Consider the following 25727-nt stretch of genomic DNA (forward strand, 5'->3'; position numbering starts at 1 on the left):
CGCGGTTCGCGGGAGCCGGACCCGCAGGCTCGGGCGCGGAACCCGGGGGAGGTGGCAGCAACGGTGACGCGCGTCGTGCACCCCATCGAGGTGCGCTCCTACGAGATCCTGCGGTCGCGGCTCCGCCTGGAGCACCTGCCGCCCCTGACCCGGGCCGTCGCCGAGCGCGTCGTGCACACCACCGCCGACACCTCCTGGGCGGGCGAGGTGCTCACCGACGAGGCCGCGCTGCGGGCGGGTCGGGCCGCGCTGCTCGCCGGCGCCGAGCTGGTGGTGGACGCCCGCATGGTCGCCGCCGGGGTCACCAGCCGGGCGTCGTCGGTGGTGCTGGACGAGCCCGGTGTCGCCGAGCTCGCCGCTGCAGAGGGGCTGACGCGCTCGGCTGCCGGGGTCCGGCTGGCGGCCCGCCGGGTGCCCGCCGGGGCCGTGTGGGCCGTGGGCAACGCCCCCACTGCCCTCCAGGAGCTGCTGCGGCTGGCCGCGGCCGGGGAGCTCGCGCCCGCGCTGGTGGTCGGCGTCCCCGTCGGCTTCGTCGGCGCGGTGGAGGCGAAGGCCGCGCTCCGCGCGTCCGGCCTGCCGGCGGTGAGCACGCCCGGCGAGCGCGGCGGCACCCCGGTGGCCGTCGCGGTCCTCAACGCCCTGCTCTACACCGACCTCACCGACACCGACCTCACCGACACTGACCCGGAGGGACCCGCGTGAGCGCCCTGCTCCTGCTGCCCGACCCCACCGCGACCGGCGCCGCCCTGGGCCCCGAGCTCGCCGCGGTGCTCGCCGACGTGCAGGAGGCGCTGCCCGACGTGCTCGTCTCGGCCTCCCTCGCCGAGCTCGTCGAGCGGGGCGAGCAGGACGTGGTGGCCCTGCCCCTGGTGCCGGGGGCCGCGGGGTACGACCCCGGCATCCTCGAGCTGGCGCTGCGCCAGCAGGCCCCCGGTGCGACCGTGACCCTGGCCCGCGCCCTCGGCCCGCACCCGCTGCTGGTCGAGCTGGCCGCGCAGCGGGTCCTGGCGGCGCTCGACGGCGCCGCACCCGCGGAGGTCGGCGTGCTGGTCGTCGGTCCCGGCTCCCACGACCCTGAGGCGAACGCGGAGGTGGCCAAGGTCGCCCGGCTGCTGCAGGAGGGGCGCGACTTCGCGCTCGTCGAGGTGGCGTACCTGGCGGACACCGGGCCGGACGTGGCCGCAGGCCTCGCGCGCTGCCGGGCGCTGGGCGCCGGGCGGGTGGTGGTGCTGCCGCACGCCGTGGTGGACCCCGGCTTCGCCGCGCGGGTCGCCGAACGGGCCGCGGGGGAGGAGGGCGTGCACGTCGCCGGGCACCTGGCCGCGAGTCCCGAGCTCACCGCGCTGGTGGTGGAGCGCCACCACGAGGCGCGGCACGGCGACCTGCGGATGAGCTGCGACGTCTGCGCCTACCGCGAGCTTCAGCCGCACCCGCACGAGCACGCCGGTGCCTAGCTCGGTCAGCAGCCCCTACCTGGTGGGCCTCGAGCTGCGCGGGCGCCGCGTGGTGGTGGTGGGGGCGGGCACCGTCGCGCAGCGCCGGCTGTCCCGGCTGCTCGCCACCGGGGCGGACGTGCTCGTCGTGTCCCCGGAGGCCACCCCGGCCGTCGAGGGGATGGCCGAGGCCGGCCAGCTGAGGTGGGAGCAGCGGGCCTACGCCGACGGTGACCTCGACGGCGCCTGGTACGCCCTCGCCGCCACCGCCGACCCGGCGGTGAACGCGACGGTGCTCGCCGACGCCGAGCGCCGCCGGGTGTTCTGCGTCCGGGCCGACGACGCGTCGCGGGGCACCGCGGTGACCCCGGCCACGGCTGAGCACGACGGGCTGACCCTGGGCGTGCTGGCGGGGGGGCGCCCGCGGCGCTCGGCCGCGGTGCGCACGGCGCTGCTCGAGGCCCTGCAGACCGGGCTGGTCGACGACACCGCCGAGCCCGTGACGCCCGGGGTGGCCCTGGTGGGCGGGGGCCCGGGCGACCCCGACCTCATCACCGTCCGCGGGCGCCGGCTGCTGGCCCGGGCGGACGTGGTCGTCACCGACCGCCTGGGTCCGGCGGAGCTGCTGCACGAGCTGCCCGCCCACGTGCAGGTGATCGACGCCTCGAAGATCCCCTACGGCCGCGCCATGGCCCAGGAGCACATCAACGCCGCGCTCGTCGAGCACGCCCGTGCGGGAAAGTTCGTGGTGCGGCTCAAGGGCGGGGACCCGTACCTGTTCGGCCGCGGGTTCGAGGAGGTGCAGGCGTGCGTGGCCGCCGGGGTGGCCGTCACCGTCGTCCCGGGCATCACCAGCGCGTTCGCCGCAGCCTCGGCCGCCGACGTGCCGGTGACGCACCGGGGGGTGGCCCACGAGGTGGTGGTGATCTCCGGGCACGTCGCACCCGACGACCCGCGCTCGCTGGTCGACTGGCCCTCGGTCGGCCGGCTGCGCGGCACGGTGGTGCTGCTGATGGCCGTGGAGCGGGTGGGCGCGTTCGCGGCGGCGCTCGTGCAGCACGGGCGGTCGGCCGACACCCCGGTGGCGGTGGTGGCCGACGGGACGCTGCGCACCCAGCAGGTGGTGCGCTGCACGCTGGCCGACGTCGAGGAACAGGTGCGCGCCCACGGGGTGCGTCCGCCCGCGATCGTGGTGGTCGGCGACGTGGCGGGCCTGCCACGGGGGATCGTGGAGCCGACCACGATCGTGTGACCTGGACCACTCGGGACCGGCCTGGGAATGCCGAGGGGATTCCAGGCGCTCACGATGAACGGAACGGTTTCGTTCCGTCGTGAGGAGGTGGTGGTCCGTGTCGGTCAGCGTGCCCGCCCTGCCGGGGGCCACCGTCCGGGAGCAGGAGATCTTCACCGCGACGCTCGACCTGGTCGCCGAGCACGGCTACGACCGGCTCACCATGGACGCCATCGCCGCGGCGTCGCGAGCGGGGAAGGCAACCCTGTACCGCCGGTGGGCCTCCAAGGCCGAGCTCGTCGTCGCCGCGGTGGTCGAGCTGAAGTCCCGCACCACGCCGTCGCCGCGCGACACCGGCACCCTGCGCGGGGACCTGCTCTCGGGTGTCTGCGTCGAGATGGGCCTGGACGATCCGCGCCAGATGGCGATCATGAGCGGCCTCTCCACGGCCATCCACTCAGACCCGGAGCTCCGGGAGGCCTTCGTCGAGGGATTCCTGGCCCCCCGCCGGATCGAGCTGGAACAGGTCTTCCAGCGCGCCGTCGACCGGGGCGAGCTCCCCGACGGGGCGGACGTGGCGCTGCTCGCCACCGTGCTGCCCGCCCTCGCCGTCTACCACACCACCTTCGCGACCGAGCAGGTCCGGGACCCGGGGTTCATGACCCGGGTCGTCGACCAGGTCGTGCTCCCCATGACCGACCAGCACGCCCCGCGCTGACCCGCACCAGACCAGCGCTTCCCGCGCGACGCCCCTCGCTCACCGTCGAGCACCTGCCCCACCAGTCCCCGAGTGAGGAACACCATGTCCGACACATCCCTGTCGAAGCCGGTCACCGACCGCACCGCCGGTGACCCCGGCCGGTCCGGGGTCACCCCCGCAGGCGGAGCGCCGTCCCGCCTCGGGGTGGCCCTGGTCGTCATCAGCGCCGCCCAGCTGATGGTCGTGCTCGACGCGAGCATCGTGAACATCGCGCTGCCCTACGTGCAGACCGACCTCGGCTTCTCCCCGGAGAACCTGTCCTGGATCGTCAACGCCTACACGCTCGCCTTCGGCGGACTCCTGCTGCTCGGCGGACGCCTCGGCGACCTGCTGGGCCGCCGCCGCATGTTCATGGTCGGAGTGGGTGTCTTCGCGCTGGCCTCGCTGCTGGGCGGCCTGGCCACCGGGGAGACCACGCTGATCTCCGCCCGCGTCCTGCAGGGCGTCGGGGCCGCGATCGCCTCACCCACCGCGCTGGCCCTCATCACCACCACGTTCCCCGCGGGTGCGGCCCGCAACCGGGCCTTCGGCATCTACGCCGCGATGTCCGGAGCCGGCGCGGCCGTCGGCCTGATCCTGGGCGGCGCGCTCACCGAGGCCTCCTGGCGGTGGACCTTCTTCATCAACGTCCCCATCGGCCTGCTCGTGCTGTTCATGGCCCCCCGGGTGCTCCCGGAGTCGGTCAAGGGTGACGGCCACTTCGACATCCCCGGTGCGGTCACCGCGACCGCCGGGCTCGCGTCGCTGGTCTACGGGCTCACCCAGGCCGTGAACGGCTGGGGGCGCGTCCAGACCCTGGGCTGGATCATCGCCGGCGTCGTGCTCATCGCCGCGTTCCTCGTCATCGAGACCCGCTCGGCCCACCCGCTCATGCCGATGCGCGTGCTGCGCAACCGCAACCGTGCGGTGAGCTACCTCGCCATGCTGGCCACCGGCTCGGCGCTGTTCGCGATGTTCTACTTCCTGAGCCTCTACGTCCAGCAGGTGCTGGGCTACTCCGCCATCACCACCGGCGTCTCGTTCCTGCCGTTCGCCATCGGCATCGGCATCTCCGCCCAGGTCGCCGGCAAGCTCATCACCCTGGTCGACCCGCGGTTCGTCAGTGCATCCGGTGGTGCCATGGCCGCGGTGGGTCTGCTCTGGATGTCCCAGCTCGAGGTGGGCTCCAGCTACTTCCCGCACCTGTTCGGGCCGATGGTCGTCATCGCGCTTGGCCTCGGTCTCACCTTCGTCCCGCTGACCCTGACCGCCGTCAGCGGCGTGGAGAAGGAGGACTCCGGGGTGGCCTCGGCCGTGCTCAACACGATGCAGCAGGTCGGCGGCGCGCTGGGGCTGTCCCTGCTGGCCACCGTCGCGGCCTCCGCCAGCCGGAACAGCTCGGCGCTGACGTCCGGCGCCCAGCCACGGCTGGCCGCGCTGCAGGCGGCCGTGGACGGCTACACCTCGGCGTTCACCACCGGCGCCGTCATCACCGCCGTGGCCGCCGTGGTCGTCCTCGTGGGGCTGAACATCTCCAAGACCGAGCTCTCCCCCGACCAGGAGAGCCCGGTGCACGTGGGCTGAGGTCCGACCCAGGTCCACCGTGTGGCGTGCACCCCCGGCGGGGGTGCACGCCACACGCCGTCCGGAGGCGGTCAGGGCCGGCCGAGCACGGCGAGCACGTCGTCGGGGTCCTGGACGAGCCCCCGGGAGGTGAACCAGGTGCACATGACGGTGACGTCGCGGCGCGCGATCTCGGCCCCGCGGGGGTTCGCCACCACGTCGACCACCTGGGGCAGGTCGATGACCACGAGGTCCCCGCGGTGCACGAGGAGGTTGTACGGCGAGAGGTCCCCGTGCGCGAGCCCCTCGTCGGCCAGCAGGCCGAGCACGTCCACCAGCTGGTGCCAGAGCCGCGCGAGGTGCGCCCGGTCGAGCCTCAGCTGGGCCAGGCGGGGCGCGGCGGAGCCGTCCGGCTCGTCGAGGTACTCCAGCAGCACCTCCGTGCCGAGCAGCTGCACCGGGTACGGCACCGGGGCGCCGAGCTCGGTCAGCCGGGTCAGGGCGGCGAACTCCGCCGCGGCCCACTGACCGGCCAGCAGCTGACGGCCGAACTCGGTGCGGTGCGCCATGGCCCGGGTCTCCCGCGAGCGGCGAACCCGGCGGCCCTCGGTGTAGCCGGCGTCGCGGTGGAACAGCCGGTGCTCGGGGCTGCGGTAGCGCTTCGCGGCCAGCAGGCACGACGGACCCCCCGGGACGGCGCGCTCGATGAGGTTGACGTCGGCCTCCTTGCCCGTCTTGAGCACGCCGAGCTCGGTGTCGGTGGCGGCGGCGTCGGTCACCAGCCAGCCCGGCCGCGGTACCGGGCCGTGCACGGCGTCGGGCCAGGTGCTGGGGGTCGGCCCCCCGGGGACGGGCGCGTCCGTCGCGTCCCAGACGGCCGGCGCGCGGCGTCGGGACCGGGGGGTGGGGTCGTCGTCGAACCGGCCGGGCCGGGAGCGCCGGGGGCCGGGGATGTCGTGGGGCACGGGAACCTCTCGGTGACCCCGGGCGGCCCGCTCAGGAGGGCGGCGGCACGGGGTGGGGGAGTGCGGGGCGGACGTGCTGGTGCAGCACCGTCATGGCGCGACCTCCTCCTGCTCGACCTCGTGGTGGCCAGAGCCTGCCCCGCGCGTCGAGTCCCCGTCCACCGGTTTACGGGTGCAGGTTTGCTGCCTGCGGGGACCGCCGACTACCTGGCGTGACCCGCGTCGTCGGTGAGCACGACCACCTCGTGCTCACCCACGAGCTCGACCCGCAGTCCGGCCCGCGCCGCCACCCGGGCCACGCCGGCTGCGTCGTGCGGCTCGGCCCGCGAGCTCACCAGCGCCCGGGCCAGGCGACCCTTGTGCGACTTGTTGAGGTGGCTGACCACGGTGCGGGAGCCGTCGGGCCGCTCGGTGAGCACGGTGGCGGTCACGGCCCCCGGCGCGGGCCCCAGCGCGGCGTACGCGCCCGAGCGCAGGTCCACCACGAGCTCGTCCACCGCGGCAAGCGTCGGGGTCAGCACCGGGCGCCACAGGGTGCGCAGCCCACCGAGGCCGGGGAGGGTGGAGCCGGCCGAGAGTCGGTACGCGGGCACGGGATCGGTGGCGCGGAGGAGTCCGAACAGGGCGGAGGAGACGGCGAGGCGGGCGCGGGCGCGGGGGGTCAGGGTGCGCGCGTCGAGGGCGTCGTAGAGGACTCCCGTGTAGCGCTGCAGAGCGGGCATGGTGGGCGAGCTGAGCAGCTGCGCGTTGCGGGCCACCTCGTGGGTCTGCTTCGGCCCCAGGCCCAGCGCGACCAGCGAGCCGCCCACGTCCGCGGCCAGGGCGACGAGCGCGTCGAGCAGGGTGCGCCGCACGGCGGTGAGCCCCGGGTGACCCAGTGCGGCGAGGTCGAGCGGGGCCCCGCGCCCGCCGGTGGCCTTGGTCTCCGAGGGCGGCAGCAGCACGAGCACGGCGCGAGGGTAGCGAGGGAGCGCGGGGGCGCCGGCGGCCGGCGGCCCCGGGGCTGCGGGAGGACGGGGTCGGTGCACGACGGCCCCCGCCGGGGGCGGGGGCCGTCGTGCGGGCGGTTCAGCGGTAGGAGCCGGCCAGCTCCCCGCCCTTGGCCTGCGCCTGGGCGGCGAGGTCCGCGCCCCGGGTCTGGGCCTGGGCGGCGAGCTCGGCGACGCGGTCGGCGGCGGTGGCGGCGCGCTGGTCCGCCTGCTTGCGCGCCTGCTTGGCCGTCCTCGCAGCCTCCTTGCGGGCCTGCTTGGCGAGCGAGCGGCCGCGCCGGGTGCCCTCGTCGGCCAGCTCCTCGGCCCGCGCCCGTGCGACGGTGGCGAGCTCGCCGGCCCTGACGGAGGCGTCGGAGGCCCAGCTGTCCGCCTCCTTGCGCGCCTGCTTCGCGAGGGCGCGGCCACGCCGGGAGCCCTCGTCGGCCCACTCCGAGGCCAGTGCGGCGCCGCGCTGGGCAGCGGATTGGGCGAGGTCCTGCCCCTGGGCGGCGAGCTTCTTCGTCGTGTCGCTCTCGGCCACCTGGTGGGCGATGTCCTGGGCCCGGGCGGCGGCCGTGGCGGCCAGGGCGGCTCCGCCTGCGGCGAGCCGCTTGGTCGTGTCGCTCTCGGCGACGGTGTGGGCCAGCTCCTGGCCCCGCTCGGCCGCCGTGTGCGCAGCCCCGCGCAGCGCCTCGCCGGAGTGCCCGCTCGACGAGCCGGGCAGGGCGGCGGAGAGAGCCTTCTGGGCGTGCTCGGCGCTCGCCCGCGTGCGCCAGGCGACGGAGGGCTTGCCCTCGGTGTCGACAGCGGCGATGAGCAGGCCGCCGAGCAGGCCGACGTTCTTGAGGAACTGGGTGCGGTGGGCCGCCTTGGCCTCCGGGTCGGTCTCCTCCCAGAAGGCGTGGCCGGCCAGGGTGGTCGGGACGATGCTGCCGGCGAGGGCGAGCGAGGCCAGGCGCGGCAGCTTGCCGCTGGCGAGCAGGAGGCCACCACCGATCTGCACCGCGGCGTTGATCTTGACCAGGGTGTCCGGGTCGGTCGGGATGTTGTCGGTGATGTCGTCGGGCAGGGCCTGCTCGCCCTTCGCCACCAGCGGGGCGGCCGCCTCCACCCGGGGCGCGGGGTTGCGCAGGGCGTCCACGCCGCCGGCCACGAAGACCGCGGCCAGCATGGGGCGAGCAATACGGCGGATGAGCACGGTGGGACCTCCTGCATCTGCCGCGGGCACCCTGGCGGAGCCCGCGTGTCGTGTCGACCTCCGGTGATCGTAGGAGAGGACGTCGCCGGGGCGCCCAACGTCACCGAACCCGGGTGAGCCTGCCGTGGGCCCCGGCTACGCTGCGCACCCGTGATCACCCGCCTCTCGACCTTGTTCCTGCGCACCCTGCGCGACGACCCCGCCGACGCCGAGGTCCCCAGCCACAAGCTGTTGGTGCGCGCAGGGTACGTCCGGCGGATCGCCCCCGGGATCTACTCGTGGCTGCCCCTGGGGCTGCGGGTGCTGCGCGAGGTCGAGCGGGTCGTCCGCGAGGAGATGGACGCCATCGGCGCCCAGGAGATCAGTCTCCCCGCCCTGCTCCCGCGCGATCCCTACGAGAGGTCGGGCCGCTGGAGCGAGTACGGCCCCGGACTGTTCCGCCTCAAGGACCGCAAGGGCGGGGACTACCTGCTCGGACCGACCCACGAGGAGCTGTTCGCGCTCACGGTGAAGGGCGAGCTCAGCTCCTACAAGGACTTCCCGGTGACGCTGTACCAGGTGCAGACCAAGTACCGCGACGAGGAGCGTCCCCGCGCCGGCATCCTCCGCGGCCGCGAGTTCGTCATGAAGGACTCCTACTCGTTCGACCTCGACGAGCAGGGCCTCGCCGCCTCCTACGCGGCCCACCGGGGCGCCTACCAGCGGATCTTCGAGCGGCTGGGCGTCCGGTACGTCGTCGTCTCCGCCGTGTCCGGCGCGATGGGTGGTTCTGCCTCCGAGGAGTTCCTGGCCGAGAGCGAGGTCGGTGAGGACACCTACGTGCGCTGCCTCGAGTCCGGCTACGCGGCGAACGTGGAGGCCGTCACCACCCCGGCCCCCCCGACGATCCCCCTCGACGGGCTGCCGGGCGCCGTCGAGCACGCGACCGCGGACACCCCGACCATCGACGCCCTGGTCGGCTGGGCCAACGGGGCGGAGCTCGGCCGCACCGTGACCGCCGCCGACACCCTGAAGAACATCCTCGTGAAGACGAGGCTGCCGGGCGGCGAGTGGCAGCTGCTCGGCATCGGGCTGCCGGGCGACCGGGGGGTGGACCTCAAGCGGCTCGCGGCGTCGCTGGAGCCCGCCGAGGTCGTGCTGGCCACCGAGGGGGACTTCGCCAAGAACCCGTTCCTCGTCAAGGGCTACATCGGTCCCCGCGCCCTGGCCGCCAACGGGGTCCGGTACCTGGTCGACCCCCGCGTGGTCAGCGGCACCGCGTGGATCACCGGGGCCGACGCGGACGGACGGCACGTCGTCGACCTCGTCTGCGGCCGGGACTTCACCCCCGACGGCACCGTCGAGGCGGCCGAGGTCCGGGCGGGCGACCCCTCGCCGGACGGGGCCGGGCTCCTGGTGGCCGCGCGTGGGATCGAGATCGGTCACATCTTCCAGCTCGGTCGCAAGTACACCGACACGTTCGCGGTGGACGTGCTCGGTGAGGACGGCACCAAGGTCCGCCCGACGATGGGCTCCTACGGGGTGGGTGTCTCGCGCCTGGTGGCCGTCATCGCCGAGCAGTCCCACGACGAGCGGGGCCTGCGCTGGCCGGCCGAGGTGTCCCCGGCCGACGTGCACCTGGTGCTCGCGGGTCGGGCCAAGGGTGGCGACGAGGAGGTCTCGGCCGGGGCCGAGCAGCTCGCTGGTGAGCTGCACGCCGCAGGGCTGCGGGTGCTGTTCGACGACCGCAAGGCCTCGCCCGGGGTGAAGTTCGCGGACGCCGAGCTGATCGGCGTGCCGCTGGTGGTGGTGGTGGGCCGAGGGTGGAAGGACGGTGTCGTCGAGCTGCGCGAGCGCTTCGGCGACGGCGGCAGCCGTGACGTCCCCGCGGCGGAGGTGGTGGCCGAGGTCGTCCGGCTGTCGGCTCGCTGAGCCCGAGGTGGGCGGGTGCTGTCGCGGCGTCGGGCGGCCGGCCACCCGGCGAGGACGGCAGCCCGCTCAGCCACGCAGGAAGCTCAGCCGGACGCTGCGCTGGTGGTTGTCGCCGTTGGTGTCGACCAGGCACACCGACTGCCAGGTGCCCAGGGCCATGGTCCCGGCGAGCACGGGGACGGTCGCGTGCGGGGCGATCAGGGCCGGCAGCACGTGGTCGCGGCCGTGCCCGGGCGAGCCGTGCCGGTGCACCCAGCGCTGGTCGCGCGGCAGCAGGTGCTCCAGGGACTCCAGCAGGTCGGTGTCGCTGCCCGCGCCCGTCTCCAGCACCGCGACCCCGGCCGTGGCGTGCGGCACCCACACGTGCAGCAGGCCGTCCGCCGCGCCGATCGAGGTGAGGAACTCCCGGCACTCGTCGGTGATCGACCGGACCACCTCGCTGCTACCGGTCGCGATGCTCAGGACCGTCGACTCCACGTCATCCTCCTGTCGTGACCGGCTGCCCGGGGAACGCCCTGGTGGCCGGGACGGATCCCAGCGCCACCCGCCACCCGGCCGCCCGGACGGCACAGTCGGTGAGTGCCGCGACGGCCGTCGTGCGCAGGTCCAGGGGCACCTCGGCGGGGACCGGAACCGTCGGTCCGCTGCGCTCCGCCGCCGGGTCGCTGCGCTCGAGCACCGCGCGCCACGCCTGCGCGGTGGCGTCCTCGACCGTGGCGGCGAGCTGCAGGGCCGTGACGCCGTCGGTCACCGTGACCGGCAACGCGTACCCCGTCGCGGACGGCACGGCGGTGGCACCGTCGGTGGTCAGCGCGTCGGTGGCGGCGTCCCGCCGGGCTGCGTGGGCAGCGGTCGCGGCGGCGACGGCCTCGCCGCGCTGCGCCGGGGCGAAGGCGGCCACCACGCCGTAGGCGTAGACCGCGGCGTGCTCGGCGGCCAGGGCGTCGTCCAGCGCCTGCTGCTCGGTGACGTTCACGCCAGCACCGCCACGGCCGCGGCGCACGAGGCGGCCACCGAACCGAGCAGCCCGGCCCGGTAGGGCGCCGCCACCACGGCGGCACCACCTGCGGCCGCCGCGGCGGCGGTGAGCGCCGCCGTCACCTCGGCGAGCGTGGCGGGGGCGGCTGCGCCGGTCGTGGTGGTCGGCACGGCGGTCACCGGGGTCCCGTCCACGGTTCCGGCGGCCCGGACCACCTCCGCGTCCAGCGCGTCGGCGTGCGCGGTCCGCTCGGCGGCGACGGCGCCCAGCGCGGCCGCCCGCTCCGGCGTCCCGGGTGCGGCGGAGGCCGCGGCGGAGGCCGCGGCGGAGGCGTCGGCCCGGGCGGCGGCGGCGAGGGCGCGCAGCGGGTCGACCGCCGGAGCAGGGGGCTCCGGGGTGCTCGGCGGCGGGGCGGCGGTGCAGGCCGCCACCAGGCCCGCCGCCCCGACGGCGAGCGCCGAGCGCAGGAGCACGCGGCGGGACGGTGTGGTCGGCACGGCGGTCATCCTGCCAGTCCCGGGCCGCTACGATCAGGCCCTGCGCTGCCCGCCTCCAGGTGCCTGCGGACGGCGCCCACAACTGCACCTCGACCCCGCTGGGAGCCCCGAACATGCCCGTCCCGCCCCCGGACAAGGTCACCGAGCTCGTCGGTGGGGTCGTCGCTGACTCCGGCGCCGAGCTCGAGACCGTCACCGTCTCCGCCGCCGGCCGCCGCAGCGTGGTCAAGCTCGTGGTCGACGCCGAGGACGGGCTGGACCTGGACGCGGTGGCCGAGCTGACCCGGGCCGTCTCGGCCGTCCTCGACGAGGAGCCCAGCATCGGTGAGGCGGCCTACACCCTGGAGGTCACCACCCCGGGCGTCGACAGGCCGCTCACCCACGAGCGCCACTGGCGCCGCAACCGTGGTCGCCGGGCGGCGGTGCGGGTCGGCGGCGAGCTGCTCACGGTGCGCATCGGCGAGGTGGTCGACGCCACGGTGGTCCTGGTGCTGCCGGACCGGCGCGAGCCCACCGTGCGCACGGTGGCGCTGGCGGACGTGGAGCACGCGGTGGTCGAGGTGGAGTTCAGCAACCCCGACCCGCGCGAGCTGGCGCTGAGCGGAGCGCCACGGGCCACCCCCACCAGCGTGCCCGACGGCAACGACACCGTGGACGACGGCAACGACACCGCGGACGACGAGGAGAACCGGTGAACATCGACGTTGCGGCCCTGCGGGCCATCGAGGTGGAGAAGGGGATCTCCGCGTCCCTGGTGCTCTCGGCCATCCGGACGGCGCTGCTGACGGCCTACAAGCACACCGAGGGGCACTCGGCCGACGCGTGGATCGACATCGACGCGAAGTCCGGGCTCGTCCGGGTGATGGCCAAGGAGATCGGCCCCGACGGCGAGGTCGTCTCCGAGTGGGACGACACCCCGGAAGGCTTCGGCCGCATCGCCGCGGCCACCGCGCGCCAGGTGATCCTGCAGCGGCTCCGCGACGCCGAGCACGAGCAGTCCTTCGGCGAGCTCTCCGCCCACGAGGGCGAGGTCGTCACCGGCATCGTCCAGCGCGACACCCGGGCCAACGCACGCGGGCTCGTCGTGGTGCGGATCGGCACCGAGGCCAAGGGCATCGAGGGCGTGATGCCGCCGGCGGAGCAGGTGCCGGGGGAGTCCTACGAGCACGGCGACTACGTGAAGAGCTTCGTGGTCGGCGTGACCAGGGGCCAGCACGGACCGCAGGTGACGCTCTCGCGCACGCACCCCAACCTGGTCCGCAAGCTCTTCGCCCTCGAGGTCCCCGAGATCGCGGACGGCTCGGTCGAGATCATGGCGGTCGCCCGCGAGTCCGGCCACCGGTCCAAGATCGCCGTGCGCACCACCGTGCGCGGGCTCAACGCCAAGGGTGCGTGCATCGGGCCGATGGGCCAGCGGGTGCGCAACGTCATGAGCGAGCTCGCGGGGGAGAAGATCGACATCATCGACTTCGACGAGGACCCGGCGCGCTTCGTCGGCAACGCGCTCTCCCCGTCCAAGGTCGTCTCCGTCACCGTGGTCGACGCCGCGGCCCGTTCCGCCCGCGTGGTCGTGCCGGACTACCAGCTCTCGCTCGCCATCGGCAAGGAGGGGCAGAACGCCCGGCTCGCCGCCCGCCTGACCGGGTGGCGCATCGACATCCGCAGCGACGCCGCCGTCGAGCCCGCCGCGGTCGAGGCCGCTGCCGACGAGCCCGCTGCCGTCGAGCCCGCTGCCGACGAGGTGGCCCCGGTGGACGACGTTTCGTCGGTCGCGGCGCGGGAGGGTTAGACTCGTCGTGGCCGAGCGAGAGCCCTGCCCCTGCGACGTGTCCACAGGTCCCGAGCGTGCTGCCCGGGCTCCTGAGCGGACCTGCGTGGGGTGTCGGGTCCGCGCTCCGGCCACCGGACTCCTCCGGGTGGTGGTCCAGGGATCGTCCGTGATCCCTGACCCCCGTCGCAGGCTCCCCGGCCGTGGTGCCTCCGTGCACCCCACCGAGGAGTGCGTGGGCCTCGCGGAGAAGCGCCGGGCGTTCGGCCGGGCGCTGAGAGCACCCGGTCAGCTCGACGTCAGTGCCGTGCGGACCTACGTGGCCCGGACGCGTGACGGGCTCCACCCGGACATCTCCACCCCGGAGCACAGCAGCAGCACGTGACACTCAGAGAAGACAGGTCGAGAACCCGTGAGCACACCGTGAAGCACGTCTGATGACCGTCTACATCCCGTAGTACGAGGCCGCGCGGGTCCCCCGCCCGGCCTCCCAGTGAGGAGAGCAGTGGCAGGCAAGGCCCGAGTGCACGAGCTCGCGAAAGAGCTCGGCATCAGCAGCAAGGACGTTCTCGCCAAGCTCAGCGACATGGGCGAGTACGTGAAGTCGGCGAGCTCCACCGTCGAGAACCCCGTGGTCCGCAAGCTCCGGGCGGAGTTCCCCTCCGCCGGTGGTGCAGCGGCCCCCACCGCCCCGGCCGCCCCGGCCGGTGGCGCCCGTCCCGGTCCGCGCCCCGGCCCCAAGCCGGCCGAGCAGCCCGTGGCCGAGGTGCCGGCAGCACCCGCACCTGCCGCGCCCGCCCCGCAGGTCCCGGCCGCCAGCGCGCCTGCCGCGCCTGCCGCACCGGCTCCCGCAGCCCCGGCGCAGACGTCGCCGGCGCAGCCCGAGGCCGGCGGTCCGAAGCCCGGCCCGGCCGCACCCACGCCTGCCGCCCCGGCCCCCGCCGCGCCGGGTCCCAAGGCCCCGCGGGTCGGCAACAACCCCTTCAGCTCGGCTCCCGTGCCGCGCCCGGCGGCCCCCCGCCCCGCGCAGCCCGGCGCCGCGCCGGCCGCCCCCGGCGCCCCCGCCGCGCGTCCGCAGCCCGGAGCGCCGGCGTCCCGTCCGGCCGCGGCCGGACCGGGCGGACCGCGTCCCGCCGCGGGCGCGGGCGGTCCCCGCCCCAGCCCCGGCAGCATGCCGCCGCGGCCCAGCCCCGGGGCCATGCCCCAGCGTGCGGCTCGTCCCGCCCCGGGCGGTGCCGGTCGTCCCGGTGGTCGCCCCGGTGGTCCCGGTGGTCCCGGTGGACCCGGTGGTGCCCGCACGGGTGGTCCCGGTGGATACCGCGGCGGCCCCGGTGGTGGCGGTGCTCCGGCGGGTCCCCCGCCGGCGGCTTCCGCGGTCGCCCCGGTGGCGGCGGTCGTGGTCGTCCCGGTGCGGCAGCCGGTGCCTTCGGGCGCGCGGGTGGTCCCGTCCGTCGCGGCCGCAAGTCGAAGCGGGCGAAGCGGGCCGAGTACGAGAGCATGCAGGCGCCCGCCGTCGGCGGCGTCCGGCTTCCCCGCGGCAGCGGCGAGACCGTGCGGCTGGCCCGTGGCTCCTCGCTGTCGGACTTCGCGGACAAGATCGACGCGAACCCGGCTGCGCTGGTGCAGGCGCTGTTCCACCTCGGTGAGATGGTCACGGCCACCCAGTCGGTGAACGACGAGATCCTGGAGCTGCTCGGCTCCGAGATGAACTACGTCGTGCAGGTCGTGAGCCCGGAGGACGAGGACCGCGAGCTGCTGGACAGCTTCGACCTCACCTACGGCGAGGACGAGGGTGGCGAGGCCGAGCTCGAGGCCCGTCCGCCGGTGGTCACCGTCATGGGTCACGTCGACCACGGCAAGACGCGCCTGCTGGACTCGATCCGCAAGGCCAACGTCCGCGAGGGCGAGGCCGGCGGCATCACCCAGCACATCGGCGCGTACCAGGTGCTCACCGAGCTCGCGGGCAACGAGCGCCCCGTCACCTTCATCGACACCCCGGGCCACGAGGCGTTCACCGCAATGCGTGCCCGTGGTGCGAAGGCCACGGACATCGCGATCCTCGTGGTGGCCGCGGACGACGGCGTCATGCCGCAGACGGTGGAGGCCATCAACCACGCGCAGGCGGCCGACGTGCCGATCGTGGTGGCGGTGAACAAGATCGACAAGGAGGGGGCCAACCCCGACAAGATCCGCCAGCAGCTCACCGAGTACAACCTCGTGGCCGAGGAGTACGGCGGCGAGACGATGTTCGTGGACATCTCCGCGAAGAACGGCACGAACATCGACGCGCTGCTCGAGGCCGTCCTCCTCACGGCGGACGCCTCGCTGGACCTGCGGGCCAACCCGGACATGGACGCGCAGGGGATCGCCATCGAGGCGCACCTCGACCGTGGTCGTGGCCCGGTGGCCACCGTGCTCATCACCCGCGGCACGCTGCGGGTGGGCGACTCGATCGTGGCCGGCGACGCCTACGGCCGCGTGCGTCGGATGGTCGACGAGCACGGCGCGGACGTCACCGAGGCCCTGCCCTCGCGTCCCGTCCAGGTCATCGGGTTCACCTCGGTGCCCGGGGCCGGCGACAACCTGCTGGTGGTCGACGAGGACCGCACCGCGCGGCAGATCGCCGACCGGCGCAGCGCGGCGCGGCGCAACGCCATGCTCACCCGGTCCCGCAAGCGCATCAGCCTCGACGACCTCGATGCCGCGCTCAAGGAGACCAACGAGCTCAACCTCATCCTCAAGGGCGACAACTCCGGAACGGTGGAGGCCCTCGAGGAGGCGCTGTACAACATCGAGATCGACGACGAGGTGCAGCTGCGAGTCATCGACCGCGGCGTCGGTGGCATCACGGAGACCAACGTCAACCTGGCGGCGGCGTCGAACGCGATCATCATCGGGTTCAACGTCCGGGCGGAGGGCAAGGCCACCGAGCTGGCCAACCGCGAGGGCGTCGACATCCGGTACTACTCGGTGATCTACCAGGCCATCGACGAGGTGGAGAGCGCGCTCAAGGGCATGCTCAAGCCGATCTACGAGGAGGCAGAGCTGGGCCGGGTCGAGGTCCGCGCCCTGTTCCGCTCCTCGAAGGTGGGCACCATCGCCGGCTGCATGGTCATGTCGGGCTCGGTCAAGCGCAACGCGAAGGCCCGCCTGCTGCGCGACGGCAGGGTGGTGGCGGAGAACCTCACCGTCACCTCGCTGCGCCGCGAGAAGGACGATGCCACCGAGGTGCGCGAGGGGTACGAGTGCGGTCTCACGCTCTCGTACTCCGACCTCAAGGTCGACGACGTGGTGGAGACCTACGAGATGCGGGAGATCGCCCGCTCGTGATCGGCGGGCCGTGGTGGGTGGGTCTGCACGGACCGCCCACCACGGCCACCGGGGTCTGCGACCACCACCGGCCGGGGGGAGCCACGGTGCACGGGGGAGGGCTCGAGCTGCCCTCCGCCCGCCGCAGCGTGCTCGGCCCGCAGGACTGACCGCTGCGCCCCTGCCCGGGGGCGCAGCGCCCGACGAGAGGACACTGGTCGTCATGGCTGACCCGGCACGCGCGCGCAAGCTCGCCCGGCGCATCGCGCAGATCGTCGCCACCGCCATCGAGCACGAGATCAAGGACTCCCGGCTGGAGTTCATCACCGTCACCGACGCCAAGGTCACCAACGACCTGCACGACGCCACCGTGTACTACACGGTGCGCGGGGCCCGGGTCGACGAGGAGCCCGACCTGCAGACGGCCGGGATGGCGCTGGAGAAGGCCAAGGGTGCGCTGCGCACCCGGGTGGGGGCTGGCACCGGTGTCCGCTACACCCCGACGCTGACCTTCGTCGCCGACACCGTGCCCGATGCCGCCCGGCACATGGAGGAGCTGCTCGAGCGTGCCCGCCGCCTCGACGCCGAGGTTGCCCTCGCGGCCGCCGGAGCCACCCCGGCCGGCGACGCCGACCCCTACCGGGAGCCCCGCGTGCGCGAGCCGGAGCCCGAGACGGACGACGCCGCGGACGACGCCGCGGACGACGGGGACCACGACGAGGACACCGGGCTGGACCGCGACCAGGGCGGTGGGGCAGTCTCCCGGGGATGACCACCGTGAGCGGCACCGAGACCGACGCTCGCGGAGCGGCGGAGCTGCTGGAGCAGGCCACGTCGGTGACGGTGGTGTGCCACGTGAACCCGGACGCCGACGCCCTGGGTAGCGCCCTGGCGCTCGGCACGGCGCTGCGCCGCCGGGGCACCCCCGTGCAGGTGGCCTTCGCCGATCCGGCGGAGACCCCGGAGAGCCTGCGCACCCTGCCCGGCGGTGACCTGCTCGTCGCGCCCGGCGAGGTGTCCCACGAGGTGGACGTGCTCGTGGTCGTGGACTGCGGCTCGGCCGGCCGGATGGGTGCGCTGCGGGACCGGATGTCCGGGGCCCGCGAGGTGCTCGTGGTCGACCACCACGTCTCCAACGCCCGGTTCGGCAGCATCAACCTCGTCGACGGCGCCGCGGAGTCCACCACCGTGCTGGTGTGCGAGGTGCTCGACGCCTGGGGCGTGCCGTTGGACCGCGACCTCGCCCACTGCCTCTACGCGGGTCTGGTCACCGACACCGCGTCCTTCCGGTGGGCCCGCCCGGCCACGCACGAGCTCGCCGCCCGGCTGCTGGCCACCGGCATCGATCCGGTGGACGTCTCCCGCCCGCTGATGGACACCCACCCGTTCGGCTGGCTGGGCATGCTCGCCAGCGTGCTCGGCTCCGCCGGGCTGCACCGCGAGGCGGCCGGCGGGCTCGGACTGGCCCACGCGGTGGTGCGCTGCAGCGACCGCGAGGGGATGCGCGCCGAGGAGACCGAGAGCGTGGTCGACCTCGTCCGCACCGCCTCGGAGGCCGAGGTGGCGGCCGTGCTCAAGGAGGGGCCGCCCCGGCAGTGGTCGGTCTCGCTGCGGGCCAAGAGCGTGGTGGACGTCTCGGCCGTGGCCGCCCTCCTCGGCGGTGGCGGGCACCGGCGCTCGGCCGGCTACACGGCGCGCGGCAGCTCGGAGGACGTCCTCGCGGCCCTGCGCACCGCGCTGGGGTGAACAGGGGGAGGCCCGGGCGGGTGGCGGACGTCGCCGCGCCCGAGGACCTCGACCAGGTCGGGGGCCGCCGCATCCTCGGGCTGGCACTGCCGGCGCTGCCCGTGCTCGCGGCGGAGCCGCTGTACCTGCTCGTCGACACCGCGGTGGTGGGCCGGCTGGGGGCGGTGGCCCTGGGTGCGCTCGCCGTGGGTGCCGTCGTGCTGGCCCAGGTCAGCACCCAGCTGACGTTCCTCTCCTACGGCACCACGGCGCGTGCCGCCCGGCTGCACGGCGCGGGCCGGCGCACCGACGCCGTCGCCGAGGGCGTGCAGGCCAGCTGGCTCGCGGGCGGTGTCGGGATCGTCCTGCTGGCCCTGGTGCAGCTCGTGGCCGGACCGGTCACCCGGCTGCTCGCCGGTGGGGGGGAGCTGGCCGCGCAGGCGGAGGGGTGGCTGCGGATCGCCTCGCTCGGCATCCCGCTGGTGCTGGTGACCCTGGCCGGCAACGGCTGGATGCGCGGGGTCCAGGACACCGTGCGGCCGCTGCGCTACGTGCTCATCGGCAACGGGGTCTCCGCGGTGGTGTGCCCGGTGCTGGTGCTCGGCGTGGGCTGGGGCCTGCCCGGCTCGGCCGTGGCGAACGTGCTGGCGCAGGTGCTGTCAGCGGGGTTGTTCCTGCGGGCGCTGGCCGTCGAGCGCCGGGCGGGTGCGGTGTCGTTGCGGCCGGACCCGCGCACGATCGGTGCCCACCTGGTGCTCGGCCGCGACCTGGTGCTGCGCAGCCTCGCCTTCCAGGCCTGCTTCCTCTCCGCCGCCGCGGTGGCGGCGCGCTCGGGGACGGCGGTGGTGGCGGCGCACCAGGTGGTGCTGCAGCTGTGGACCTTCACCTCGCTGGTGCTGGACTCGCTGGCGGTGGCCGCCCAGGCGCTGGTCGGTGCCGCGCTCGGAGCCGGCCGGACGGCGGGGGCCCGGGCGCTGGCGTGGCGGGTGACGCGGTGGTCGGCGGTGTTCGCGGCGGTCATCGCGGCGGGCTTCGCTGCCGCGCACTCCGTGCTCCCCCGGGTGTTCACCCCGGACCCGGCGGTGCTGGCGCAGGTGCCGGACGCGTGGTGGTTCCTGGTGGCGGTGGTCCCGGTGGCCGGGGTCGTGTTCGCCCTGGACGGGGTGCTGCTCGGGGCCGGCGACGCCGCGTTCCTGCGCACGGCCACCCTGGGCTGCGCCGTGCTGGGGTTCCTGCCGCTGATCTGGCTCTCCGAGCTGGCGGGCTGGGGCCTGCGCGGGATCTGGGCGGGGCTGACGGCGTTCGTGGTGCTGCGGATGGCCACCGTGGTGGCGCGGGTGCGCTCGGACCGCTGGGTGGTGGCGGGACCCGTGCGCACCTGAGGCGGTGCTGGCGCGGACGGGTGGGGTGCGCGGCCGGTGCGGCAGGATGGAGCCCCGTGCCCCCCCACCGCCGCCCCCCCACCGGTCTCGACGGCGCCGGACTGCTGGTGGTGGACAAGCCCGCCGGCATGACCAGCCACGACGTGGTGGCCCGCTGCCGCAAGCTGCTGGGCACCCGCAAGATCGGCCACGCCGGCACTCTCGACCCGATGGCCACCGGCGTGCTGGTGCTCGGGGTCGAGCGGGCCACCAAGATGCTCGGCCTGCTCAGCCTCACCACCAAGGCTTACACCGCCACGGTGCGCCTGGGGCAGTCCTTCGACACCGACGACGCGGAGGGCGAGCTGCTCGAGGCGCCGGGGGCCACCGCCGTGGACCCCGCCGCCCTCGCCGCGGCCGTGGCGGCCCTGACCGGGGACATCCAGCAGGTGCCCGCCAGCGTCAGCGCGCTCAAGGTCGACGGCCAGCGCGCCCACGTCCGGGTCCGCGCCGGCGAGCAGCTGGACCTGCCGGCCCGCCCGGTGACGGTGAGCCGCTTCGACGTCGTGGCGCAGCGGGTGGTCGAGGTGGACGGGCTCGCGGTGCTCGACCTCGACGTCGAGGTGGACTGCACCTCCGGCACCTACGTCCGTGCCCTGGCCCGTGACCTCGGGGCCGCGCTGGGCACCGGTGGGCACCTCACCGTGCTGCGGCGCACCCGGGTGGGCCCGTTCACCCTGGACCACGCCAGCACCCTGGAGCAGCTGGCCGACGACCCGCGGGTCAGCCTGGACGCCGACGAGGCCGCCCTCACCGCGTTCGGGCGCCGCGAGATCGACCTCGAGGAGGCCGTGGTGGTCAGCCACGGCCGCTGGCTGGAGCCGCGGGGCGTGGTCGGGGTGCACGCCGCGGTGGGTCCGGACGGGCGCGTGGTCGCGCTGCTGGAGGAGTCGGGCGGCCGCGCGCGCACCGTCATGGTCGTGCGGCCCTCGACGCTGGGCCCCGCTCCCGACCTCCCGCCGGGTCCGGTTCAGGTCCCCGACACCGGGCAGCCGTAGGCTCCCGGCCGTGCAGAGGTGGCGAGGACTTCACGAGGTGCCGGCGGGCTGGGGCCGGTGCGTGGTCACCGTCGGCGTGTTCGACGGGGTGCACCGCGGTCACGCGCAGCTGATCAGCCGTGCGGTGGACCAGGCCCGCGAGCGGGGGGTGCCCTGCGTGGTGCTGACCTTCGACCCGCACCCGGCCGAGCTCGTGCGTCCGGGCAGCCACCCGGCCCAGCTCACCACCCTGGCCCGGCGCGCCGACCTGGTGGAGGCCCTGGGCGTGGACGCGTTCTGCGTGCTGCCCTTCACCCGGGACCTCTCCCACCTCTCTCCGGAGGGGTTCGTGCACCAGGTGCTCGTGGAACGGCTGCACGCCGCCGCGGTGGTGGTGGGGCAGAGCTTCACCTTCGGGTACAAGGCAGCGGGGGACGTGGCCCTGCTCCGCCGGCTCGGCGAGCGCTACGGCTTCAACGTCGACGGCGAGGCCCTGCTCAGCGACCGTGACGTGACCTACTCCTCCACCTACATCCGCTCCTGCGTCGACGCCGGGGACGTGGCGGCGGCCTCGGCGGCGCTCGGCCGTCCGCACCGGGTGGAGGGTGTGGTGGTGCGGGGCGACGGTCGTGGCCGCGACCTCGGCTACCCCACCGCCAACGTGGCCCCGCCGATGCACTCCGCGATCCCCGGTGACGGGGTCTACGCCGCCTGGTTCACCCTCCTCGGCCGGGGCCCGGTGGTCGGCACCGTCGTCCCTGGTGAGCGCTACCGGGCTGCGGTGTCCATCGGCACCAACCCGACGTTCTCCGGGCGCACCCGCACGGTGGAGGCCTTCGTGCTGGACACCGAGGCCGACCTGTACGGCCAGCACGTCGCCGTGGACTTCGTGGCCCGGCTGCGCGGGATGGAGCGCTTCGACTCCGTCGACGAGCTGCTGGTGGCCATGGCCGCCGACACCGAGAACGCCCGCACGGCCCTGGACGGCGGCTAGCTCCGCAGCCGGCGGACGGCCGCCCTCAGCGCAGCGCGCGGTACCCGGCCACGACCCGCTGCGCCGCGCTCACCGCCACCACGGCGGCCCACACCGCCGCGATCTGCCACGCCACGCTGGAGAGCGCGAGCCACAGGGCGTGCACGGCGATCGTCTCGGAACCCTCGGCCAGCCCGCCCAGGAACGACAGCGAGCGACCGTCGTCGATGGTCCGACCGCTGCGCTCGGCGATCGAGGAGAACGCCAGGAACGCGGTCCCGTTGACGTAGTAGGCGAGCAGCACCAGCAGGAACGGCCACCACGGTGCGCCGTGCTCCGCGCTGGCCCCCACGGCGACCCCGACCACGGTGGACCCGTACACCACGAAGTCGCACGTGATGTCGAGGAACCCACCCGCACCGGCGTCCCGCACCCCGCGGCGACGGGCCAGCGGACCGTCGAGGCCGTCCGCGGCCCGGGAGACCAGCCACAGCGCCAGCGACACCCACCACCACTGCGCTGCCGCCGCTGCGGCGCTCGCGAGCCCGGTGGCCAGGCCGAGCAGCGTCAGGCGGTCCGGGGTGAGCGGTGGATGGTCCAGCCGGGCCGCGACGGCGTCGAGCGGGCCGGCGAACAGCGGGCGCAGCCGCGCGTCAAGCACGGGCGTGCCACCGCCTGGCGGCCAGCGCGCCGCCCCCCACGAGCAGCACCACCGCCGCCACGGCGAGCAGGAAGGGGGTGGACCCGGGATCGGACCCGTACGCCCCCAGGGTGACCGCGGCCGCCGTCCCCGGGAGCATCCCGACGGCGGTGCCCAGCACGTAGTCGACCGGCCGCACCGGGCTGAGCCCCGCGGCGTAGTTCAGCGCGGTGAACGGGACCAGCGGCACCAGTCTCAGCACCACCACGGCCAGCAGCCCGCGGCGCTCCAGCAGGTCCACCACCCGTGGCCAGCGGTCCAGCGCCGCCGTACCCGCACCCAGCCACCGGGCGAGGGCGAACGCGATCGCTGCCCCCAGCGTCGCCCCGGCGAGCACCACCGCCAACCCCACGCCGATGCCCAGCACCGCCCCCGCGGCCACCGTGAGCACGGACTTGGGCACCGGGAGCAGCGCCGCCACCGCGTAGCCGCCGACGACGAGCAGCCAGCCCCAGGGTCTCGCCCCGTCGACCACTGCTCCCAGCCGCTCCGCGGACGGCAGGTCCACCAGCAGGGCCACGGCCACTGCGCCCACGACCAGCACCGAGAGCACCACCACGCGGGAGCGGGACGCCGGCAGCAGCACGACCTCACGGTAGCCCGGTCGTCCGTGCCGCAGACTGGCCCACGTGCCTCGACTGCCGATGGTCCAGCTCGTCGCGGTGCTCGCCGCGTGCGCCGGGTGAGCACCCCGCGCGGTGCCCGGCCGGCCCCGGGGTCGTGGCGGGGAACGCTGCTCGTGCTGCCCGCCGTGCTCCCGGTGGTGGCGGTGCTCGGGGTGGGGGTGAGCACGTCGGCGCTGCAGAGCCTGGGCCTGATGCCGCTCGTGGGCACCCCACGGCTGTCGACCGTGGCCTGGACCGGCTCCGACCTCCTCGGCCCGGCGGCGCTGTCGCTGGCCATCGCGGTGGCCTCGACGGTGCTGGCCGCGGTGGTCGGGCTCGTCGCGGCCCTCGCGGTCCTGGGGGGCGGTCGCCTGGTGGCGCTGGCGGGCCTGCTCACCGTGCCCGTGCCGCACCTGGTGGGGGCGGCGACCACGGGACTGCTGCTGGCCGACTCCGGCCTCGCGGCCCGGGTGCTCGGGGTGCAGCAGGGTTGGCCGCAGCTGGTCGGGGGACCGTGGTGGGTCGCCGTGGTGCTCGAGCACGCGTGGAAGGAGTCGGCCTTCGTCGCCCTGGTGGTGGCCGCCGCACTGGCCGCCCGGGCCGAGGCGCTCACCGAGACGGCGGCGACGCTGGGCGCGGGCCGGTGGCGGCGGCTGCGCCACGTCACCCTCCCGCTGGCCGCCCCCGCGCTCGTCGCGTCGTCGGGGATCGTGCTGGTCTACACCCTGGGCTCCTACGAGGTGGCCCAGCTGCTGGGGCGTCCGTCACCGGAGCCGCTGGCCGTCGGTGCGGTGCGGCTGTTCGGCTCGATCGACCTGGCCGCGCGCCCCCAGGCGGCTGCGCTGGCCACCGCGTCGACGGTGCTGTGCCTGCTGGCGGTGGTCGTGGTGGGCCTCGTGCTGCGCCGGCTGGCGGCCTGGCGGTGACGGTGGGAGCGGCCCGGCGGCTGGGTCGCGCGGTGCTCGTGGCGTGGTTCCTGCTGCCCCTGCTGCCCCTGCTGCTGTGGGCCGGGGCCGACCGCTGGTCCTTCCCCGCCGTCTTGCCGCAGCGGTGGGGGTTCGCCGGGGTGCGCCAGGCCCTCGGGGCGGGTGGGGTGGCGGCCCTGGGCCGTTCCAGCCTCCTGGGGCTGGGGGTGGCCCTGCTCGCGGTGCCCGTCGGGGCCGTGGCCGCCCGAGCGCTGGTGCAGGGACGGGTGCGGCTGCCCAGGACGGTGGGCGTGCTGCTGCTGGCCCCGCTCGCGCTGCCGCCGTTCGCCGTCGCGCTGGGCCTGGACGTGGCGCTGCTGCGGGCTCGGGTACCGGGGCCGCTCGGGGTCCTGCTGCTGCTCACCGTGGCCGCGGTCCCGTACACGACCTACACCATGCGGGTGGCCTGGGGCGCCTACGACGCGGCGGTGGAGGACGAGGCCCGAACCCTGGGCGCCGGGCGCCGCGCGGTCCTCCTGCGGGTGCGCCTGCCCGCGCTGGCGCCGGCACTCTCGGGTGCCGCGTTCCTGGCCTTCCTCGTCGGCTGGAGCGACTACGTGGTGACCCTGCTCGTCGGCGGTGGTCGACTGGTCACCGTGCCGCTGCTCGTCGGGTCCTCCGCCGCCGCCGTGGGCAACGACGCCCTCGTCGCCGTGCTGTCGCTGGCCGCGGTGGCACCCCCGCTGGTGCTGCTCGTGGCTGTCGCCGCCCTGCGCCGGGGCCGGACGTGAGCGCCGCCGTCGAGCTCGTCGAGCTGGGACGGGTGCACGGTGACGTGGTCGCCCTGGCCGGGGTGGACCTCACCGTGCCGGCCGGTTCGTGCGTGGCGGTGCTGGGTCCCTCCGGCTCGGGCAAGTCCACCCTGCTGCGCCTGCTCGCCGGGCTGGACGTCCCCAGCACGGGGGTGGTCCGCCTGGACGGGGTCGACCAGTCCGGGGTTGCGGCCGAGCGCCGCGGGGCCGCCCTGGTGAGCCAGCGGCCGCTGCTGTTCCCGCACCTGTCCGTGCTGGACAACGTGGCCTTCGCCGCCCGCGTCGGTGGTGCGTCGCGCCGGGCGGCCCGGGCCGGTGCGGGGGAGTACCTGGACCTGGTGCAGCTCGGCGGCCTGGGGCGGCGGCGGACGGGGCAGCTCTCCGGCGGGCAGGCGCAGCGGGTGGCCCTGGCCCGGGCGCTGGCCGCGAGGCCCCGGGTGCTGCTGCTGGACGAGCCCTTCAGCGCCCTGGACAGCGTGCTGCGCGCCGACATGCACGCCCTGCTGGCCACGGTGCGCGCCGAGCTCGCCCCGACGGTGGTGCTCGTGACGCACGACCAGGACGAGGCCGCGCTGCTGGCGGACACGGTGGCGGTGCTGACCGACGGACACCTGCTCCAGCACGGGCCGCCGGCGCAGGTGTACACCCGACCCGCCTCGATGGCCGTGCACCGGGTGATGGGAGGGCGGACCGCGGTGCCGGGGACGGTGCGCACCGGGGTGCACCACTCGGACCTGGGCGCCCTGGCGGTGGCAGGCGCCCCGGACGGCGCCGGGCTGCTGGTGCTGCGGCACGAGTCGGTGCAGCTGGGCGGCGACGTCGCGGGCACCGTGGCGGCGGTGACCCCGCGCGGGCCGCGGCGGCTGCTGGAGGTGCACGTGGGCACGGCCGCCGTGTTCGTGGAGGTCCCTCCCGGTCCCGGCCCGTCCGTGGGCGACGAGGTGGCGCTGACGGTGCCCGTCGAGGCCCGCTGGGTGGTGCCCCCCGGCTCCCCGGACCCGGACGTCGTGGATGGTCGACCGAGGGCGTAGGAGGTGCTGCGCGG

Annotated in this window: 26 protein-coding genes and 1 pseudogene; 19 read left to right on the forward strand and 8 right to left on the reverse strand. The window is 75.5% G+C overall.

Features of this window, described 5'->3' with window-relative positions; genetic code table 11:
• Positions 1-63 precede the first annotated feature (63 nt).
• The 5 genes from RHODO2019_RS04935 to RHODO2019_RS04955 all read left to right on the forward strand — a co-directional run bounded on the left by RHODO2019_RS04935 (position 64) and on the right by RHODO2019_RS04955 (position 4987).
• Positions 64-702 (forward strand): precorrin-8X methylmutase, encoded by a 639-nt coding sequence (locus RHODO2019_RS04935; protein WP_265383895.1) that lies wholly within the window; start codon positions 64-66, stop codon positions 700-702.
• The gene (locus tag RHODO2019_RS04940) at positions 699-1454 is read left to right on the forward strand and encodes a sirohydrochlorin chelatase (RefSeq protein ID WP_265383896.1); all 756 of its coding nucleotides are present in this window, start codon (positions 699-701) and stop codon (positions 1452-1454) included. The genes RHODO2019_RS04935 and RHODO2019_RS04940 overlap by 4 nt, the downstream gene beginning before the upstream one ends.
• Positions 1447-2685, forward strand: a complete 1239-nt coding sequence (gene cobA, locus RHODO2019_RS04945; RefSeq protein ID WP_265383897.1) for a uroporphyrinogen-III C-methyltransferase — start codon at positions 1447-1449, stop codon at positions 2683-2685. Before RHODO2019_RS04940 ends, cobA begins: the two co-directional genes overlap by 8 nt.
• Before the next feature lie 97 nt (positions 2686-2782).
• Positions 2783-3382, forward strand: coding sequence for a TetR/AcrR family transcriptional regulator (locus RHODO2019_RS04950; RefSeq protein WP_265383898.1), 600 nt, complete (start codon positions 2783-2785; stop codon positions 3380-3382).
• A gap of 84 nt (positions 3383-3466) precedes the next feature.
• Positions 3467-4987 (forward strand): MFS transporter, encoded by a 1521-nt coding sequence (locus RHODO2019_RS04955; RefSeq protein ID WP_265383899.1) that lies wholly within the window; start codon positions 3467-3469, stop codon positions 4985-4987.
• 71 nt (positions 4988-5058) lie between these two features.
• Here RHODO2019_RS04955 and RHODO2019_RS04960 read toward each other — a convergent pair whose 3' ends face one another.
• From RHODO2019_RS04960 to RHODO2019_RS04970, 3 genes are all read right to left on the reverse strand, one after another.
• On the reverse strand, positions 5059-5931 hold the full coding sequence (locus tag RHODO2019_RS04960; RefSeq protein WP_265383900.1) for a serine protein kinase RIO: 873 nt from the start codon (positions 5929-5931) through the stop codon (positions 5059-5061).
• 203 nt (positions 5932-6134) lie between these two features.
• Positions 6135-6881: a peroxide stress protein YaaA gene (yaaA, locus tag RHODO2019_RS04965; protein ID WP_265383901.1), complete on the reverse strand. Its 747-nt coding sequence runs from the start codon at positions 6879-6881 to the stop codon at positions 6135-6137.
• A 118-nt stretch (positions 6882-6999) separates the two neighbouring features.
• Entirely contained in the window at positions 7000-8100 is a 1101-nt protein-coding gene (locus tag RHODO2019_RS04970; protein ID WP_265383902.1) for a DoxX family protein, read from the reverse strand.
• Positions 8101-8250: 150 nt separating this feature from the next.
• Between RHODO2019_RS04970 and RHODO2019_RS04975 the strand changes: the two genes are divergently transcribed.
• Positions 8251-10011: a proline--tRNA ligase gene (locus RHODO2019_RS04975; RefSeq protein ID WP_265383903.1), complete on the forward strand. Its 1761-nt coding sequence runs from the start codon at positions 8251-8253 to the stop codon at positions 10009-10011.
• Positions 10012-10077: 66 nt separating this feature from the next.
• On the opposite strand, the gene RHODO2019_RS04980 is transcribed toward RHODO2019_RS04975, so the two are convergent.
• From RHODO2019_RS04980 to RHODO2019_RS04990, 3 genes are read right to left on the reverse strand one after another with little or no spacing between them, the layout of a single operon-like run.
• Complete coding sequence (locus RHODO2019_RS04980; protein WP_435532178.1) at positions 10078-10488, reverse strand: secondary thiamine-phosphate synthase enzyme YjbQ; 411 nt, start codon at positions 10486-10488, stop codon at positions 10078-10080.
• Between the two features lies 1 nt (position 10489).
• On the reverse strand, positions 10490-10987 hold the full coding sequence (locus tag RHODO2019_RS04985) for a ferritin-like domain-containing protein (protein WP_265383904.1): 498 nt from the start codon (positions 10985-10987) through the stop codon (positions 10490-10492).
• The gene (locus RHODO2019_RS04990; RefSeq protein WP_435532179.1) at positions 10984-11487 is read right to left on the reverse strand and encodes a hypothetical protein; all 504 of its coding nucleotides are present in this window, start codon (positions 11485-11487) and stop codon (positions 10984-10986) included. The genes RHODO2019_RS04985 and RHODO2019_RS04990 overlap by 4 nt, the downstream gene beginning before the upstream one ends.
• Before the next feature lie 113 nt (positions 11488-11600).
• Between RHODO2019_RS04990 and rimP the strand changes: the two genes are divergently transcribed.
• From rimP to RHODO2019_RS05040, 10 genes and pseudogenes are all read left to right on the forward strand, one after another.
• Complete coding sequence (rimP, locus tag RHODO2019_RS04995) at positions 11601-12182, forward strand: ribosome maturation factor RimP (RefSeq protein ID WP_265383906.1); 582 nt, start codon at positions 11601-11603, stop codon at positions 12180-12182.
• Positions 12179-13276: a transcription termination factor NusA gene (nusA, locus tag RHODO2019_RS05000; protein WP_265383907.1), complete on the forward strand. Its 1098-nt coding sequence runs from the start codon at positions 12179-12181 to the stop codon at positions 13274-13276. The genes rimP and nusA overlap by 4 nt, the downstream gene beginning before the upstream one ends.
• A 37-nt stretch (positions 13277-13313) precedes the next feature.
• Positions 13314-13640, forward strand: a complete 327-nt coding sequence (locus RHODO2019_RS05005) for a YlxR family protein (RefSeq protein ID WP_265383908.1) — start codon at positions 13314-13316, stop codon at positions 13638-13640.
• 120 nt (positions 13641-13760) lie between these two features.
• A pseudogene (gene infB, locus RHODO2019_RS05010) lies at positions 13761-16585 on the forward strand (translation initiation factor IF-2).
• Positions 16582-16734: a hypothetical protein gene (locus RHODO2019_RS05015; protein ID WP_265383909.1), complete on the forward strand. Its 153-nt coding sequence runs from the start codon at positions 16582-16584 to the stop codon at positions 16732-16734. Before infB ends, RHODO2019_RS05015 begins: the two are co-directional and overlap by 4 nt.
• A gap of 53 nt (positions 16735-16787) precedes the next feature.
• Positions 16788-17336, forward strand: coding sequence for a 30S ribosome-binding factor RbfA (gene rbfA / locus RHODO2019_RS05020; protein WP_265383910.1), 549 nt, complete (start codon positions 16788-16790; stop codon positions 17334-17336).
• Complete coding sequence (locus tag RHODO2019_RS05025; protein WP_265383911.1) at positions 17333-18310, forward strand: DHH family phosphoesterase; 978 nt, start codon at positions 17333-17335, stop codon at positions 18308-18310. The genes rbfA and RHODO2019_RS05025 overlap by 4 nt, the downstream gene beginning before the upstream one ends.
• 20 nt (positions 18311-18330) lie before the next feature.
• The gene (locus tag RHODO2019_RS05030; RefSeq protein WP_265384629.1) at positions 18331-19671 is read left to right on the forward strand and encodes an MATE family efflux transporter; all 1341 of its coding nucleotides are present in this window, start codon (positions 18331-18333) and stop codon (positions 19669-19671) included.
• Positions 19672-19727: 56 nt separating this feature from the next.
• On the forward strand, positions 19728-20708 hold the full coding sequence (gene truB, locus RHODO2019_RS05035; protein ID WP_265383912.1) for a tRNA pseudouridine(55) synthase TruB: 981 nt from the start codon (positions 19728-19730) through the stop codon (positions 20706-20708).
• Positions 20709-20718: 10 nt separating this feature from the next.
• Positions 20719-21681, forward strand: coding sequence for a bifunctional riboflavin kinase/FAD synthetase (locus tag RHODO2019_RS05040; RefSeq protein WP_265383913.1), 963 nt, complete (start codon positions 20719-20721; stop codon positions 21679-21681).
• A gap of 25 nt (positions 21682-21706) precedes the next feature.
• Here RHODO2019_RS05040 and RHODO2019_RS05045 read toward each other — a convergent pair whose 3' ends face one another.
• Both RHODO2019_RS05045 and RHODO2019_RS05050 read right to left on the reverse strand, forming a co-directional pair.
• The gene (locus RHODO2019_RS05045) at positions 21707-22321 is read right to left on the reverse strand and encodes a CDP-alcohol phosphatidyltransferase family protein (RefSeq protein ID WP_265383914.1); all 615 of its coding nucleotides are present in this window, start codon (positions 22319-22321) and stop codon (positions 21707-21709) included.
• Positions 22314-22946 (reverse strand): TVP38/TMEM64 family protein, encoded by a 633-nt coding sequence (locus tag RHODO2019_RS05050; RefSeq protein ID WP_265383915.1) that lies wholly within the window; start codon positions 22944-22946, stop codon positions 22314-22316. The genes RHODO2019_RS05045 and RHODO2019_RS05050 overlap by 8 nt, the downstream gene beginning before the upstream one ends.
• 96 nt (positions 22947-23042) lie before the next feature.
• On the opposite strand from RHODO2019_RS05050, the gene RHODO2019_RS05055 reads away from it, so the two are divergent.
• The 3 genes from RHODO2019_RS05055 to RHODO2019_RS05065 are packed head-to-tail and all read left to right on the forward strand — an operon-like array spanning position 23043 to position 25713.
• The gene (locus RHODO2019_RS05055; protein WP_265383916.1) at positions 23043-23891 is read left to right on the forward strand and encodes an ABC transporter permease subunit; all 849 of its coding nucleotides are present in this window, start codon (positions 23043-23045) and stop codon (positions 23889-23891) included.
• Positions 23888-24661 (forward strand): ABC transporter permease, encoded by a 774-nt coding sequence (locus RHODO2019_RS05060; protein ID WP_265383917.1) that lies wholly within the window; start codon positions 23888-23890, stop codon positions 24659-24661. The genes RHODO2019_RS05055 and RHODO2019_RS05060 overlap by 4 nt, the downstream gene beginning before the upstream one ends.
• Positions 24658-25713, forward strand: a complete 1056-nt coding sequence (locus RHODO2019_RS05065; RefSeq protein ID WP_265383918.1) for an ABC transporter ATP-binding protein — start codon at positions 24658-24660, stop codon at positions 25711-25713. Before RHODO2019_RS05060 ends, RHODO2019_RS05065 begins: the two co-directional genes overlap by 4 nt.
• The last annotated feature ends 14 nt before the right edge of the window (positions 25714-25727 follow it).

Origin of the sequence: Rhodococcus antarcticus (assembly GCF_026153295.1) — a bacterium.
In the GTDB taxonomy this organism is placed as follows: Bacteria; Actinomycetota; Actinomycetes; order Mycobacteriales; family Mycobacteriaceae; genus Rhodococcus_D; species Rhodococcus_D antarcticus.